This window comes from Mesorhizobium sp. B2-5-11, from assembly GCF_006440835.1.
Classification (GTDB): Bacteria; Pseudomonadota; Alphaproteobacteria; order Rhizobiales; family Rhizobiaceae; genus Mesorhizobium.
Window position 1 is genome coordinate 364,098 of record NZ_VFUK01000004.1, and the last position, 15,605, is coordinate 379,702.

Below are 15,605 nucleotides of genomic sequence, written 5' to 3' on the forward strand. Positions count from 1 at the left end.
GAGGAAAAAAGAGGGCGGCGTTTTCACGCCGCCCAGCAGTTGGGAATTTATTCGCCCTTGCAGAGCTCTGCAGTCGTCTTGTTCGGCAGATAGTCCTTGCCGAAGCCGAGCGGCTCGACCAGCGCGATATGCTCCGGCGTACCGAGGAACTTCTTCAGTTCGGCGTTGAACGCTTCCTGCAGATCGGTGTCCTCCTTGCGGAAGCCGAAGCCGCCATGGCCCTTCACCGACTTGCCGGCAACTTCACCGAAGGGCTTGGTCGATTCGACGCCATCGGCCTTCTTGGCCATGTCGGCGATCGAGAGCGCGGTTAGCGCGGCAGCATCGGCACGGCCAGACTGGACCGCCGCGACCAGGCTGGATTGGTCGGGCAAGGAAACGACTTGTCCTTGGGCAACGCCGGCGTCCTTCGCATATCCCCCCTCGACGGCGCCCGCCATCACGGCGAGCTTGAGATCGGGATTGTCCTTGATGCTCGAATAGTCCTTCACGCCTTTCGGATTGCCCTTCGCGACCAGCATGGCCTGGCCGATGCCATAGGACGGTTCGGAAAAATTGATCTCGGCGCAGCGCTTGGGATTGATGAACATGCCGGCGGCGATGATGTCGAAGCGGCCGGCCTTGAGACCCGGAATGAGCGAGCCGAATTCGGTCAGCACGCCGTCGACCTGCGCAATGCCCATCTTGGCGAGCACCGCCTTGGCGACTTCCGGCGCTTCGCCGGTCAATTTGCCGTCAGGCGTGGCGAAACCGAACGGCGCCTCATTGGCGAAGCCGACGCGGATATAGCCGTCCTTCTTGGCGCGTTCGAGCGTCGTTTCGGCATGGGCCGGCAGTGACGTGAATGCGGTCGCGGCGAGCGCAAGACAGGCGGCGGCCTTCACGAGCGCGCGGCGGGATATCTGTGACGTGAACATGCTTTCCCCTTTTCTTCTTCGATAATTATCGGGCTCGAACGATGTTTCTCCACCATCGCGTCAAGCGCACTAAGACGTATACAACTCATCTGGACATATCGCAAGACGCACTGTACGAATCTGGAAAAATCGCCATTGGGCTTGATTGTGCGGCTTTGTGATGCGCAAGTTGTGCACAATTAAGGTGTGCTTTCTCGATGCGATACGAACCGCCTTTGGATGAGGGCAGGAAGGAAAACGGCTTTGGACGCGTCGGGCGGGCCCACCAAGGCGGAATACGCGCGGCGCCTGGCCGACGTGAAGCAACGCATGGCAAAGGCCGGCTTCGATCTCAATCATCTGCCAGGATCCCAGCGCCAGCGAAGGCGGCGGCGAGCGGCTCTGCGACGTGACCCGCGATCCCATCTTCATCGACTGACCATCAGCCCAGGGCCGGCAACTCAAGGACACCTCAATGGACCGCAATCCCTTTTCCGAAGCCGAGATCGCCGGCCGCTTGTCGAAAGTTCGCACGGCATTGGCAGAGCGCAAGCTCGACGCCGCCGTCTTCGCCTCGCCGGAGACTGTTTTCTACCTCACCGGCCTCGACCATTGGGGTTATTTCGCGCCGCACCTCCTGATCGTCACGCTCGACCGGCGTCCTATCCTGGTCACCCGGTCGATGGAGAAGGTGACGATCGAGAATCAGGTGAAGGCAGCAGAATTCCGCGGTCACTCCGACAGCGAGACCGCGGCCGACCTCGCCGCGCGCGTCATTTCCGAACTCGGCCTGGCCGGCAAACGGATCGGCATCGAAAACTGGACGTCCGGCCTCAGCCACGGCCTCGCCCTGAAGCTTGAGGCGCAGGCCGACACCAAGTGGAGCGACGTCTCGGGACTGGTCGACAAGATGCGGTTGGTGAAGAGCGCCGAGGAACAGGTGCTGATGCGCCGCGCCGCCAAGGTCACGGATGCTGCGGCAGGTGCCGCCATCGCTGCCATCTCCGACGGCGCCGCCGAGCAGGAGGTTGCCGCCCAATGCGTGGCGGCGATGGTGCGCGCCGGCGGCCACGCGCCGGGCTTCGGCCCGTTCATCCGGCCCGCCGCCCGGCTCGGCGAGGAGCACACGACCTGGGGCGACGGCATCTATCGCAGCGGCGAGCCGGTCTTCGTCGAACTGTCGGGCTGTGTCTCGCGCTATCACGCGCCGCTTGGCCGGCTGATCCGCATCGGCAACATCAAGGACGAAGATGCCGCCATGGCCGAGGTCACGGCCAAGGCATTCGAGGCCGTCGTCAGGGCGCTCGAGCCAGGTGCCAGGGCGCGCGATGTCTACGCCGCCTGGCAAGGCGTCGCCGACGAGGCCGGCCTGTCGCATTATCGCCGCCATCATTGCGGCTATCTCGTCGGCATCGGCCAGCCGCCCTCATGGACCGGCGGCAATTCGGTGACGGGCCTCAGGCACGATTCCGATCTCGAAATCGAGACCGGGATGAGCTTCCACATCCTGTCCTGGCTGATGGGCACCGGCCGCGGCGACCATTTCATCTCCAACACCGTGCTGCTGACCGATGCGGGGGCCGAAGTGCTGACCCGCACCCCGGCCGGCCCGATCGTCCGCTAGACCATGAACATGGCGCGCTATTCGGCGTTTTCGATTTTCCGCAATGCCCTTTCCGGCCAGAAGAACTGGCGGCGCGCCTGGCGCGCGGCCGAGCCGAAGCCCGCCTATGACGTGATCGTCGTCGGTGGGGGCGGGCATGGCCTTGCGACGGCTTTCTACCTCGCCGAGAACCACGGCATCCGCAATGTCGCCGTTCTGGAAAAGGGCTATGTCGGCGGCGGCAATGTCGGCCGCAACACCACCGTCATCCGCTCCAACTACCTGCTCGACGGCAACACCCAGTTCTACGAATTCTCGGTCAAGCTGTGGGAAGGCTTGTCGCGGGCGCTGAACTTCAACGTGATGTTTTCGCAGCGCGGCCAGATCGTCACTGCCCATTCGGTCGATCAACTCGACACATTCAGCCATCGCGCCAACATCATGCGTCTGAACGGCATCGACGCCGACATACTCGACCGCGACGCTGTGCGCCGGCTGGTACCCTATCTCGATTTCTCCGAAACCGCGCGATTTCCGATCCATGGTGCGATCTTGCAAGGCCGCGCAGGCACCGCCCGCCATGATGCCGTCGCCTGGGGCTATGCGCGCGTTGCCGACGGCCACGGGGTCGACATCATCCAGAATTGCGAGGTGACCGGCTTTGTCCGCGACGGCGAAAGGATCGTCGGTGTCGAGACCAGCAAGGGCCGCATCGGCGCCGGCAAGGTCGGCCTCGCCGTCGCAGGCCATACTTCGCTCCTCGCCGCCAGGGCCGGCCTGGAACTGCCGATCGAAAGCCACGTGCTCCAGGCTTTCGTCACCGAGCCGCTCAAGCCGCTGGTAGATCACGTCGTCGCTTATGGCGCAGACCATTTCTATGTCAGCCAGTCGGACAAGGGCGGGCTGGTCTTCGGTGGCAATCTCGACGGCTACAATTCCTACGCCCAGCGCGGCAATCTCGGCGTCGTGGGCGAAGTGGCGGAGGCGGCGATAGCCCTGATGCCCTGCATCTCGCGTGTCAGGCTGCTGCGCCATTGGGGCGGCGTCATGGACATGACGCCGGACGCCAGTCCGATCATCTGCCCGACCCCGATAGAAGGGCTCTATCTCAATGGCGGCTGGTGCTATGGCGGCTTCAAGGCGACGCCGGCCTCCGGCTGGTGCTTTGCCCATATGCTGGCCACCGGCAAGCCGCATCCGCTGACCGCCGCCTACGCGCTCGACCGTTTCCGGACCGGCCACACGCTCGACGAAGCCGGCGCCGGCCCCTCGGCCTGGCTGCAATAGAGAACGAGAGAAATGCTTCGCATCGACTGCCCATGCTGCGGCCTGCGCGACCATGACGAGTTCCGCTATGGCGGCGACGCTTCCGCGGTGCGTCCGGCGCATGACGATCCCGATCCGGAGGCGTGGTATCGCTATGTCTACGTGCGCAAGAACCCGGCGGGACCGCACCGTGAATTCTGGCAGCATGTGACCGGCTGCCGGCAATGGCTGGTCATCGAGCGCGACACGAGGAACCACGCTATCGCATCGGTCGGCTTCGCCAGGAAAATGCCAGCATGAAAATGATTGGAAATCGTCTGGCCGCCGGCGGCCGCATCGACCGCACGCAGCCGCTCCGCTTCACATTCGACGGCCGCGAGCTGGGCGGCTATCGAGGCGATACGCTTGCTTCCGCGCTGCTTGCCAATCGGCTCATGCTGACAGGCCGCAGCTTCAAATACCATCGGCCGCGCGGCATCTTCTCGGCCGGCCCGGAAGAACCCAACGCGCTGGTTACGCTCGGAAGCGGTGGACGGCGCGAACCGAACCTTCCGGCCACGACACTGGAACTGGCTGAAGGTATGACTGCCGAAAGCCAGAATCGCTGGCCGTCCCTTGCCTTCGACGTGCAGAGCGTCAACGGCCTGTTTGCGCCCCTTCTTTCTGCCGGCTTCTACTACAAGACCTTCATGGGTCCGACCCGCCGCGCCTGGATGTTCTACGAGCATTTCATCCGTAAAGCCGCGGGATTGGGCCGGGCCGGCACCGAACCCGATCCCGACCGTTACGAGACCCGGCATGCATTTGCCGATGTTGCAGTCGTCGGCGGCGGCCCTGCCGGCCTGTCGGCGGCGCGCGCCGCGGCAGCCAGCGGCGCCAGGGTCGTCCTCGTCGAACAGGACTTTCTGCTCGGTGGCCAACTTCTTGCCGAGCGCACCGATGGCAAGGCGGCAGCCTGGCTGACAAAGATCGAGGCGGAGCTTGCAGGCCAGCCCAACGTCACCCTGATGCGCAAGACAATGGCGTTCGGCACCTATGACGGCAACACGCTGGGGCTGATCGAGAGGCATGACGGCCAGGTCGCGCAAGGCGCTGCTCGGCAGATTTTCATCGTGCTTCGCGCCGGCTCGATCATCTTTGCGGCCGGTGCTATCGAACGGCCGCTGGTGTTCTCCAACAACGACCGGCCAGGCATCATGCTGGCGTCCGCCGCCCGGACCTATCTCAACCGCTTCGCCGTGCTGCCGGGGAAGAATATCCTCGTGGCCACGATGAACGACGGTGCCTATCGCGCTGCTTTCGACCTCGCCGCCGCCGGCGCGCGAGTGACGGTCGCGGACCAGCGCGGCGCTCCGCCCGCCGGTCTGGCGGCGGAAGCCGGACGCCTGAACGTAGAGATCCGCTCCGGAACCCGGATCGCCGATCTGCGCGGCAGCCATGCGGTGAAGGCCGTACGGCTTGCCGGCCCGAGCGCCAAATCGGAAATCGCCTGCGATTTCGTCTGCGTCTCCGGCGGCTGGTCGCCGACCGTGCATCTCACCTCGCATCTTGGCGTCAGGCCCGTCTATCGCGACGACATCGACGGCTTCGTTCCGGGCGGCTTTCCGGCAGGCCAGTTCGGCGCCGGCGCGATGATGGGGCGCTTCTCGACCGCCGACGCGATCGAGGACGGCCACCGCGCCGGCGTCGAAGCGGCATGCTTCTGTGGAAAACCGGCGGCCATGCCGGCGCCGGATGAACTCGATCTCGAAGGGGCCCCGGCCGCTCCCTTTCGTGCGATCTCTTCCGCGGGGCGCGGCAAGGCCTTCGTCGATCTACAGATGGATGTGACCACCAAGGACATCGAGCTCGCCCATCGCGAGGGCTATGAATCGGTCGAACACCTGAAGCGCTACACCACGCTCGGCATGGGGACCGACCAGGGCAAAACCAGCAATTTCGCAGCACTTTCGGCCATGGCGGCGCTGCGCCGGGCAACGATTGCGCAAACCGGAACCACGACCTTTCGCCCGCCCTACGCGGCGGTCGCGATCGGCGCGCTGGCCGGTCGCGCCGTCGGTCATCACTTCAAGCCGGTCCGTCGCACGCCGATGCACGACTGGCACCTGGCAAACGGTGCCGAGATGCTCGAGGTCGGTCTCTGGATGCGTCCGTATTTCTATCGCGATGCCGGACGCGACGTGAATGAAGCCTATGTCGCGGAGATGCGGATCGTGCGCGGCGGCGCCGGGCTGATGGACATTTCCACCCTCGGCAAGATCGACGTGCAGGGGCCGGACGCGGCCATATTCCTCGACCGTGTCTACGCCAACGGTTTCGCCAAGCTTCCCGTTGGCCGCGCGCGCTACGGCGTCATGCTGCGCGACGACGGCGTCGTCTTCGACGACGGCACCACCACGCGCTTGTCGCAAAATCGCTTCTTCATGACCACCTCTACCGCCAGGGCCGCCGATGTCCTGTCGCGGCTGGAATTCCTGCTCGACACCGCCTGGCCGGATTTGCGTGTCGCGGTCTCTTCGGTAAGCGACGAGTGGGCGGCGATGTCGATCGCCGGGCCACGAAGCCGCGATGTCCTTGCCGCCGCCTTTCCCACGCTCGATGTCTCCAACGAGACGCTGCCGCATATGGGCGTCATCGAAGCCGGGTTCGACGGACGGGCCCTGCGCGTTATCCGCCTCAGCTATTCCGGCGAGCGCGCCTACGAGATCTATGTCGGCGCCAGCGCCGGCGAACAGGCCTGGAGCCGTCTCATCGAAGCAGGCGCGCCGTTCGGCCTCAAACCTTATGGCGTCGAGGCGCTTGGTGCGCTGCGCGTCGAAAAGGGCCACGTCGCCGGGCCCGAGATCGATGGCCGCACCACGCTCGACGATCTCGGCCTCGGGCGCATGGCCGGCAAACGCGGCGGATTCGTCGGCGACGTCCTGCGTCGTCGTCCGGCCTTTCAGGCACCCGACCGCCAGCGCCTCATCGGGCTGGAATGCATCGAGGACGGCAAGCGGCTGCGCGGAGGCGCCATAGTGTTCCTGCCTGGCGATGCCGTCACCGGCCACGGGCGCGGTCGGATCACCTCGGTTACCTTCAGCCCGGAACTCGGCCACTATGTCGGACTGGCGCTGTTCGCGGGCAATGCCGCGGCCGAAGGAGACGAGGTCATCGCGGTCTACCCGATGCGGACAGAGACGGTTCGCGCCCGCGTCGTGCCTTCTGTCTTCCTAGACCCCAAGGGAGAGCGCATGCATGGTTGAACCTGTGCTGTCGAAGGACTTCAACCTGTGGGCCTCCGATTGCCCGATCATTCAGATCGAGGGCTGGGACGGAACACTGGCAAGATTCGAAACGAGCGTCTCGCAGGCCTTGGGCGCGAGGCTCCCTGCCAGCGTCGGCGAGACGGTTCGGCACGCTGGCGCCCTCATCGTCAGGATCGCGCCCCGCCGTCTTTGGCTGATCGTCGAGACAGGCGCGGAACCGCCCGCCATTGCGATCGATCCGGAATTGGGCTGCTCGGTTCTGCTTGGTGAAGGCCGGGTGCGGTTCAGGATGGAGGGTGCGCGTCTTCAGGACATTCTCTCTGCCTGCATGCCGGTCGACTGGTCGTCCGCCGCTTCGGCCCCCGGCCGTGCCGTACAGACGTCCATCCATCACGTGCCGGCGCTCTATCTGCGAACGGGCGAGAGCAGCTGCGACCTGATCGTGCCGCGAAGCTTCGCCATCAGCCTTGCCGACTGGATTGCCGCCGCGCGTTAAAGCAATCCCGGGAAAAGTGCGTAACGTTTTCCGCTCGCGATTGCGTAAGGAAAAAGCTGGACCTGTCCGGCGCAGCGGCCGCTAACCGGCAGGACGCACCGCGCGCATACCTTTTGCACGACGGTCGATATAGTTGTCCGCATCGGCGAAGGCCTCGGTATCACTGTGGAGGCCGACACGCCACGGCAGCGCGCCGGCCTCCACCTGGTTCGTGGCTCAGTTGTGGCGGATTTCCGTGCCGAGCACCTTCAGGCACTCACGGATAAAGGCGGCCAGCGCCGTCCATCCCTTGGCCGACACCATCGTGCCATCGACATAGGCTTCCGTCGGCGAGAGGTCGATATAAGTTCCGCCCGCGAGAGTGACTTCCGGCTCGCAAGCGCCCAGCGCACCAACCTTCTTGCCGCGCACGACACCGTCGACCGCGATCAGGATCTGCACGCCATGGCAGATCGTGAAGATCGGCTTCTTGGTCTCGTGAAAGTGTCGAACGATCGTCTGCACCCGCTTGTCGGTGCGGATGTATTCCGGTCCGCGTCCGCCCGCGCAGTAGACCGCGTGGTACTGGTCGAGCTGCTTTTCCGCATCCGAGAACGTCTTGTTGATCAGCGCGTAGTGCCCGAGCTTTTCGGTGTAGGTCTGGTCCCCTTCGAAATCGTGCAGCGAGGTCTTGATCAGGTCGCCCGCATTCTTGTCGGGGCAGACGACATGGACCGTGTGACCAACGGCTTCCATCGCTTGCTGGTAAACGAAAATCTCGTATTCCTCGGTGAACTCACCGGTCAGCATCAGTATCTTCTTGCCTGGCATAGCTTTTCCTCTCTGTTGTTGGCAGGCAAGGCGCGTGACGCGCCTTGCCTCATTCGGATTGCGCGCCTCAGAACGGGGAGTCGGGGAAATAATATTCCTTGGCGTTGGCCTGGGTTATGAGCGGGGCGTCGAGTTTGACGGCACCGCGAACCGGAGCCTGGCCGATCAAGTTGGCCACGGTCATGTAGATAGCGGTCTTGATCATCGCCGGCGGATACGGCGTCTCGACCGGTGTCATCGCATCCCCGTCTATCACCTTCTTCACGATGTCCTTCATGCCGTTGCCGCCAAGCGCCAGCTTGACGTCGGTTCGGCCGGACTGCTTGACAGCCTCGAGCACACCGAGAAGCATGTCGTCGTCATTGGCCCAGACCGCATCGATGTGCGGGTGCTTGGCCAGGTAATCCTGCATGAGCTTGAAGGCCTCGTCGCTGTTCCAGTGGGCATACTGCATGTCGAGCACCTTCAGGCCGGTGCCCTTGATGGTATCCTCGAAGCCCTTGATGCGCTCGTCGTCGATGACGGTGGGAATGCCGCGCAGCACGACGATGTCACCTTTGCCGCCCAGTTTGTCGATCATGAATTTTGCCGTGTTGGTGCCAACCGCGATGTTGTCGCCGGCAAGATACAGGTCCTGGATGGAAGGGTCGGTCAATCCCCTGTCGACGACGGTGATGAACGTACCCATCTCCTTGATGGCTTTCACCGGCTGGGTCAGTTCCTCGGAGGTGTAGGGCAGTATCACCAGCGCATCCAGCTTGCGGCTGGCCGACAGATCCTCCAGCGCGCTTACCTGGTCGGCCGCCGAGGGCGACGTCTTCACGACGACTTCGACATCCGGGAAGGCCGCGTTGATTTCCTTTGCGGCGGCCTGCGCGTGATAAACGATGCCGGCCGTCCAGCCATGATCCGCCGCCGGGATCGACACCGCGACCACCTTCTTGTCGGCTGCAAGCGCCTGGCCGGCCACCATCAGTGCGCCGACTGCCGCTACGGCAACCCATTTCCTGCTAAACATAAATACCTCCCAGAGATATGGACCACACAACAGGCGCCCGTCCGGTCCGAAGACGGGCTATTTCGAAAATCTTTGCACGAGCATGGCGATGATGATGATGACGCCCTGCACCGCGGCGACGAGGTATTCGGAAACGAAATCCGACAACACCATCAGGTTGGCGATCAGTTCCAGGATCACCGCACCGGCGATGGTGCCCCAGATGCGGCCCTTGCCGCCCCGCAGCGCCGTTCCGCCAATGACAACGGCCGTTATCACCTGCAGCTCCCAAAGCTGTCCGGTGGTCGGGGTGGCGGCTCCCAGACGAGGCACGTAACAGATGGCGGCGACCGCCACGCATGCACCCTGGATGACATAGGCAATGGTGCGCGTCTTGACGACCGAGATGCCCGAATAGCGGGCGACGTCCTCGTTTGCGCCCACCGCCGCGCATTTGCGGCCATATTTGGTCTTGTAGAGGACAAATGCGCCGACCACCGCAACGAGCGCCGACAAAAGGATCGGCACCGGAATGCCTGCGACGGTGCCGAAATAGACCGGCCTGTACGCGTCCCGCAGCGAGCGATCGATCGGGATCGTGCCGCCGTCGGTCATGTAGGTGATCAGTGCGCGGAAGATACCCATCGTGCCGAGCGTGGCGATGAACGGCTCGATCCTTCCGACCGTGACGATCAGACCGTTCGCGAGGCCGCATAGAAGCCCCGCGACGACTGCTATCACCATGCCTGCCGGGATGGCCCAAAGGCCGAGGCTGGGGGCCATCATGTTCATGAACATGATCGTGACGCCGGCGATGAAGGCGACCATCGAGCCGACCGAAAGGTCGAGCCCGCCTGATGAGATCACGAATGTGGCGCCGACGGCTATGATGGCGACATAAGCGCTGCGCGTGATCACGTTGCCCAGGTTTGTCGCGGAAAGAAAATCCGGATTGATGAGGAATCCCGCCACCAGTAGTGCGAACAGTGCAAGGAAAGGGCCGGCATCCGTCCACGAGAAATGGTGCTGCCTGTCGCTTCGGGCAGACATGGAATGGGTAAGCGCCGTCACTGTCTTCCTCCTTGGGCCGTGTCATGGCCTTTGTCACTGGTCGCCAGCAGCGCGATGTTGCTTTCGATCATCGTTTCGCCCGAGACCTCGCCGCTGATCCTGCCTTCGCGCATGACCAGGACGCGGTCGCAGATGCCGACCAGCTCCTGCATCTCCGAGGAGATGACGATGCAGGCTTTGCCTTGGCTCACGAGTTCCTGGATGAAGGCGTAGATCTGCGCCTTGTTGGCGATGTCGATCCCGCGCGTCGGCTCATCGATGATCACGACCGAAGGATTGGTCAGAAGCACCTTGGCCAGCAGAAGTTTCTGCTGGTTTCCGCCCGAAAGCTGCCCTGCCCTGGCGTTGTGGCTCTTCACCCGGATGTCGTAGCTGGAGACGGCCCGGGCGAGCGCCTCGGATTCGCGACCGCGCAGAACCAGCAGTCCCGGATGCAGAAGGCCAAGCGACGAGAGAGTCAGGTTCGGCGCCAGCCGCTCCTGCAAAAGCAGGCCCTTGCCCTTGCGATCTTCCGTCAGATAGCCGATGCCCGCCTCTATGGCCTCGCGCTGCGAACGTATCTGCATCGGCGAACCGTTGAGCTCGATCGTAGCCGTCGCCGGCCTAAGCCCCACAATGCCTTCGAACAACTCGGTTCGCCCCGCCCCGATCATGCCGGCGAAGCCAAGAATCTCGCCTTTGTGAACGGTAAAGGACACGTCCCGTGCATAACCTGGAACAGTCGCGTTTCTGACGGTCAGCATGGGCCGGCTCGTCTGGACCTCGCGCTTGTGAGGATAAAGCGCGGCGAGTTCGCGCCCGACCATAAGCTGCGCCATGTCGGCCTGACTCAACGCATGGCCGGGATAGGTGCCGATCATCTTGCCGTCGCGCAGGACCGTGACCTTGTCCGCCAGCCGCTGCACCTCGTCGAGGCGATGGCTGATGTAGAGAACCGCGATGCCCCGCGCCCTGAGCCCGAAGATGATGGCGAGCAAACGCTCGACCTCCCCACCGGTCAGCACCGCTGTTGGCTCGTCGAAGATGACGACCCTGTGGTCGTCGAGCAACGCGCGGGCGATTTGCACGAGCTGGCGATCCGCCAGCGAAATGTCTCGGACCAGCGCGGTCGGCGACACCTCGCAACCGATCTCGGCCAGTTTCGCGGCCGCTATGCGGCGCATGGCGCCATCATCGACGATTCCGCGCCTGGAGAGCTCGCGGCCGAGAAAGAGATTGTCAGTCACCGTGAGCGCTTCGGCCAGGAGGATTTCCTGATGCACCAGCGCGATGCCTGCCGCCTGCGCCTGGTGAGGTGTCCTGAAACTCACGCGGTCACCGGCCATGGACAGGCTGCCGGCGGTTGGCTCGATGTAACCGGAAAGCAAGCGCATGAACGTCGACTTGCCGGCGCCATTCTCGCCGATAACGGCATGGATCTCGCCAGGGAAAATATCCAGCGTGATGTCCGACAACACGGTCACCGGGCCGTATTGTTTGCAAAGCCCTTCCGCGCGCAGCACCGGAGCCACAGCCGGTGTGGGCTCCGGCGGCAAAGCGGTGACGCTTCCGTCGATGCGAGTGGCAACTGACATCGCGGCCTACTCGAATGCAGGCAGGAGCCTGTCCCGCGAATTCTCTATGTGCACGCGCATCGCCTTTTCGGCGGCAACCGGATCGCTGGCCGCGAAAGCGGCGAGGATGGCTTCGTGCTCGTCGAGCGCCTCCTCGGTGACCCGCGAGTGATACATCAGGCGGAAAATGTGGAAGTGGGTGTGCTGGTGGTTCAGCGTTTCGCGGATGAGCTCGTTCTGCGCGAACTCCATGACCTTGTCGTGGAAGATGGCATCCTGGCGGGCGAAGTTCGAATAACGCAGGCGTTCGTCCTTGCTCACGCGCCTGGCCATCACGCCAGCCGCCTCCTGCAAAATCATCAGCCGGGCTTCGTCGAGCGCAGCGGCTGCCTTGGCGGCGGCTGCAGGTTCGAGCAGCAGGCGCAGTTCATAGAGTTCGTCGAAACGGCGCCGTGTGATCTGGGGCGCGGCCCGGTACCCGATCAGATGGGTTTTCACCACCAGGCCCTCGCCTTCCAGCCGCCCAAGAGCTTCGCGGATCGGCGTATGCGAGACGTTGAACTCCTTGACAAGGTTGTCGACGGTGATCCGCGATCCCGGAGCTATTTTCAGCGACATCAGCTGCTGGAAGATCGCCTCGTAGACGTCGCCCGACAGGCTGTTGGCACGCTGAATGCGGCCTGTCAACCGAGCGTCATTGTCGACGGTAAGGTCTGGATTCTGCATGTTTTGCCTCTTGACAGGGGCGACCTCTAACACGATGCTCCGCGCAATTCAATCCTATATCCTATACGATTTTATAGAGGATATTTCGTGAGGCAGGAAAACTCGACGACGGCTCTGGCCCGTGCCTTGCCCGAACCACGCCACGCACGCTGGGCAAGCGGTGATCTCCGATCCCCCGCTCCCCAATCCATATTCGAAGGACACAGTTCATGACGCTATTTGCAGCAGCCCGGTTGCCGCATGAGATTCTTTTCGGCAAAGGCCAGCGCCACGCGCTGCCTGATATTGCCGCCAGATATGGCCGGCGCGCATTCATCTGCACGGATGAGCGTTTCGCCGGGACGCCAATGTTCGCGCAGATCAGCGCGGCACTGAGAGCAGGCTCGATCGAAACGCTCGTGTACGATCGCATCCTCCCGGATGTCCCTCGTGACAGCGTTGCCGTCTGTGCCGCCCATGCGAAGGACTTCAAGCCGGACATGGTGATCGGGATCGGTGGCGGCAGTTGCCTGGACATGGCCAAAAGCGCCGCGCTGCTGATCAGTCACGGCGGGTCGCTTCAGGACTACTACGGGGAGTTCAAGGTGCCCGGCCCCACGCTTCCGGTAATCGCGGTCCCGACCACCGCCGGCACCGGTTCGGAAGTGACGCCGGTGGCGGTGATCTCCGATCCGGAGCGGACGCTTAAGGTCGGCATTTCCAGTCCCCATCTCATTGCCGCGGTCGCGCTCTGCGATCCGGAACTCACCTCGACATGCCCGCCCTCCCTCACGGCAATTGCCGGAGCCGACGCGCTCACCCACGCGATCGAAGCCTTTACGTCCGCCAAACGCGGCGCCGATCCGCACTTGCCGCAGCGGCATGTCTTCGTCGGCAAGAGCGCCCTTACCGATCATTTCGCGCTGCTGGCCATCCAGCTCCTGGGCCGCAGTCTCGAAAAGGCGTACAGGGACGGCTCGGACGAAGACGCACGCGCCGATGTCATGATGGGAGCGCTGGCGGCCGGCTGCGCTTTCGGCACGGCCGGAACGGCGGCTGCCCACGCCGTGCAATATCCCGTCGGCGCGCTTACCCACACGCCGCACGGATTGGGCGTGGCGACGATGCTTCCCTACGTGATGAGCTACAATCTGCCCGCCGCGACCGACGAAATAGCGGCGGTCGGCGCCGCTCTGGGGGTGACGGAGACAAAGAGCGCCGAGGCGACCGCGCGCGCCACCATCGATGAGGTGGCCCGGCTGTTCGCGGCGATCGGCATCACCCGCACGCTGGCCGATCTGGGTCTTCCACACGACAAGATCGACTGGACCGCCGAGCAGGCGCTCGGCATCGATCGGCTGATCAAGAACAACCCTCGTCCTTTCGACATCGCCGCGATGCGGCGGCTGGTGAGGGCCGCCTATGACGGCGACATGGCCGCAAGCTCAGTCTGACCAGAGGTGATGAGATGAACGTACCCCAAGGGCAACTCAACGAAGATCCGGACATGTTCGACTACACCACATTCTCGCACGGCCTCTATATCGACGGACACTGGCGACCGTCTTCCGACGGTCGTCTCATTGAGGTGATCGATCCTTCCACGGAGGCCGTGATTGCGGCTGTCCCGGACGCCACGATTGCCGATGCCGCCGCTGCCGTCGAGGCGGCTGCGAAGGCGGCGGCAGGCTGGCGCGCAACCGCGCCGCGCAAGCGTTCGGAAATACTGCGGCGTTGTTTCGAATTGATGGTCGAACGGTCCGATACGCTGGCGGCGCTGATCTCGCTGGAGAACGGCAAGGCGCTGCGCGACGCGCGCGGCGAGGTCGCCTATGCGGCTGAATTCTTCCGCTGGAATGCCGAGGAAGCGGTGCGCATCAGCGGCGAGTTCGGCCTGGCGCCGTCAGGCGCCAACCGGATCGTCGTCGATTATCATCCGATCGGCATCTGCGTGCTCATAACGCCCTGGAATTTCCCCGCCGCCATGGCGACACGCAAGATCGCGCCGGCGCTGGCCGCCGGCTGCACCGTCATTCTGAAGCCCGCCAGCGAGACGCCCCTGACCGCCTACGCGCTCGCCGCGCTGTACGAGGAGGCGGGTGTGCCTCCCGGCGTCGTCAATGTGCTCACCACTTCGAACCCCGGACCAGTGACCTCCGCCATGCTCGCCGACCCGCGCGTCCGGAAGCTATCCTTCACCGGTTCGACCGGCGTGGGTCGTGTTCTGCTGGCCGAAGCCGCCAAGCACGTCATCTCATGCTCGATGGAACTCGGCGGCAACGCCCCGTTCATCGTCTTCGATGACGCCGACCTGGACGCGGCCCTCGACGGCGCGATGGTCGCCAAGATGCGAAACGCCGGCGAGGCCTGCACGGCAGCCAACCGCATCTACGCGCAGGCCGGCATCCATGACGCGTTTGCCGAAGGTCTGCGCCAACGCATGGCCGCGCTCAAGCTCGGTTCAGGCACCGACCCGGACACCGAATGCGGTCCGATGATTACCAGGAAGGCCGTCGAGAAGATCGATCGGCTGGTCAAGGACGCGGTCGGCCGTGGGGCCAGGATCCTGTGCGGCGGCGCGGTCGCCGACGACAAGGGCTATTTCTATCCGCCGACCGTCCTTCGGGACGTGCCCGCGAATGCCGAGATGGCGCAGGAGGAGATATTCGGTCCGGTGGCCCCGATCAGCCGCTTCGAGAACGAGGACGAAGTCATCGCGCGCGCCAACGACACGGAATACGGCCTTGCCGCCTACATCTACACGCGTGATCTGGCCAGGGGCATGCACGTGGCATCGAAGATCGAAACGGGCATGGTCGCGCTCAATCGCGGCCTGATGTCGGATCCGGCGGCACCTTTCGGCGGCGTCAAGCAGAGCGGCCTTGGCCGCGAAGGCGGACAGAAGCACGGCATTGCCGAGTTCATGGAGGCGAAGTACATCGCCGTGACCATGTGAACGG

13 protein-coding genes are annotated in these 15,605 nt (G+C 63.9%); 7 read left to right on the plus strand and 6 right to left on the minus strand.

The genetic code is table 11. The features are described from left to right. Window positions 1-47 precede the first annotated feature (47 nt). Window positions 48-917, minus strand: coding sequence for an ectoine/hydroxyectoine ABC transporter substrate-binding protein EhuB (gene ehuB / locus FJ490_RS15695; protein WP_140499283.1), 870 nt, complete (start codon window positions 915-917; stop codon window positions 48-50). A 454-nt stretch (window positions 918-1,371) separates the two neighbouring features. Between ehuB and FJ490_RS15700 the strand changes: the two genes are divergently transcribed. Genes FJ490_RS15700 through FJ490_RS15720 form a run of 5 tightly spaced genes read left to right on the plus strand, consistent with a single transcriptional unit; the run spans window position 1,372 to window position 7,509 of the window. After that, entirely contained in the window at window positions 1,372-2,520 is a 1,149-nt protein-coding gene (locus FJ490_RS15700) for a Xaa-Pro peptidase family protein (protein ID WP_140728378.1), read from the plus strand. 9 nt (window positions 2,521-2,529) lie between these two features. Beyond that, complete coding sequence (locus FJ490_RS15705; RefSeq protein WP_140499286.1) at window positions 2,530-3,786, plus strand: sarcosine oxidase subunit beta family protein; 1,257 nt, start codon at window positions 2,530-2,532, stop codon at window positions 3,784-3,786. Window positions 3,787-3,798: 12 nt separating this feature from the next. Beyond that, entirely contained in the window at window positions 3,799-4,065 is a 267-nt protein-coding gene (locus tag FJ490_RS15710; protein ID WP_140499288.1) for a sarcosine oxidase subunit delta, read from the plus strand. Further along, window positions 4,062-7,010, plus strand: coding sequence for a sarcosine oxidase subunit alpha family protein (locus tag FJ490_RS15715; protein ID WP_348640078.1), 2,949 nt, complete (start codon window positions 4,062-4,064; stop codon window positions 7,008-7,010). Before FJ490_RS15710 ends, FJ490_RS15715 begins: the two co-directional genes overlap by 4 nt. Beyond that, complete coding sequence (locus FJ490_RS15720; RefSeq protein WP_224655845.1) at window positions 7,003-7,509, plus strand: sarcosine oxidase subunit gamma family protein; 507 nt, start codon at window positions 7,003-7,005, stop codon at window positions 7,507-7,509. Before FJ490_RS15715 ends, FJ490_RS15720 begins: the two co-directional genes overlap by 8 nt. 216 nt (window positions 7,510-7,725) lie before the next feature. Here the strand turns inward: FJ490_RS15720 and FJ490_RS15725 are convergent, their stop codons facing one another. The 5 genes from FJ490_RS15725 to FJ490_RS15745 all read right to left on the minus strand — a co-directional run bounded on the left by FJ490_RS15725 (window position 7,726) and on the right by FJ490_RS15745 (window position 12,666). Further along, a complete protein-coding gene (locus FJ490_RS15725) occupies window positions 7,726-8,319 on the minus strand; it encodes a DJ-1/PfpI family protein (RefSeq protein WP_140499290.1) in 594 nt (197 codons plus the stop codon). A 67-nt stretch (window positions 8,320-8,386) separates the two neighbouring features. Then, window positions 8,387-9,337 carry a substrate-binding domain-containing protein gene (locus FJ490_RS15730; protein WP_140630426.1) on the minus strand — a complete coding sequence of 317 codons (951 nt, stop codon included), beginning with the start codon at window positions 9,335-9,337 and terminating at the stop codon, window positions 8,387-8,389. 57 nt (window positions 9,338-9,394) lie between these two features. After that, complete coding sequence (locus FJ490_RS15735; protein ID WP_140728499.1) at window positions 9,395-10,366, minus strand: ABC transporter permease; 972 nt, start codon at window positions 10,364-10,366, stop codon at window positions 9,395-9,397. Between the two features lie 17 nt (window positions 10,367-10,383). Then, window positions 10,384-11,961 (minus strand): sugar ABC transporter ATP-binding protein, encoded by a 1,578-nt coding sequence (locus FJ490_RS15740; protein WP_140728377.1) that lies wholly within the window; start codon window positions 11,959-11,961, stop codon window positions 10,384-10,386. A 6-nt stretch (window positions 11,962-11,967) separates the two neighbouring features. Next, window positions 11,968-12,666 (minus strand): GntR family transcriptional regulator, encoded by a 699-nt coding sequence (locus tag FJ490_RS15745; protein WP_140517369.1) that lies wholly within the window; start codon window positions 12,664-12,666, stop codon window positions 11,968-11,970. A 209-nt stretch (window positions 12,667-12,875) separates the two neighbouring features. On the opposite strand from FJ490_RS15745, the gene FJ490_RS15750 reads away from it, so the two are divergent. Together FJ490_RS15750 and FJ490_RS15755 are read left to right on the plus strand one after the other, a co-directional pair. Next, window positions 12,876-14,099: an iron-containing alcohol dehydrogenase gene (locus tag FJ490_RS15750; RefSeq protein ID WP_140499298.1), complete on the plus strand. Its 1,224-nt coding sequence runs from the start codon at window positions 12,876-12,878 to the stop codon at window positions 14,097-14,099. A gap of 14 nt (window positions 14,100-14,113) precedes the next feature. After that, window positions 14,114-15,601, plus strand: coding sequence for an NAD-dependent succinate-semialdehyde dehydrogenase (locus FJ490_RS15755; RefSeq protein WP_140622777.1), 1,488 nt, complete (start codon window positions 14,114-14,116; stop codon window positions 15,599-15,601). Window positions 15,602-15,605 lie beyond the last annotated feature (4 nt).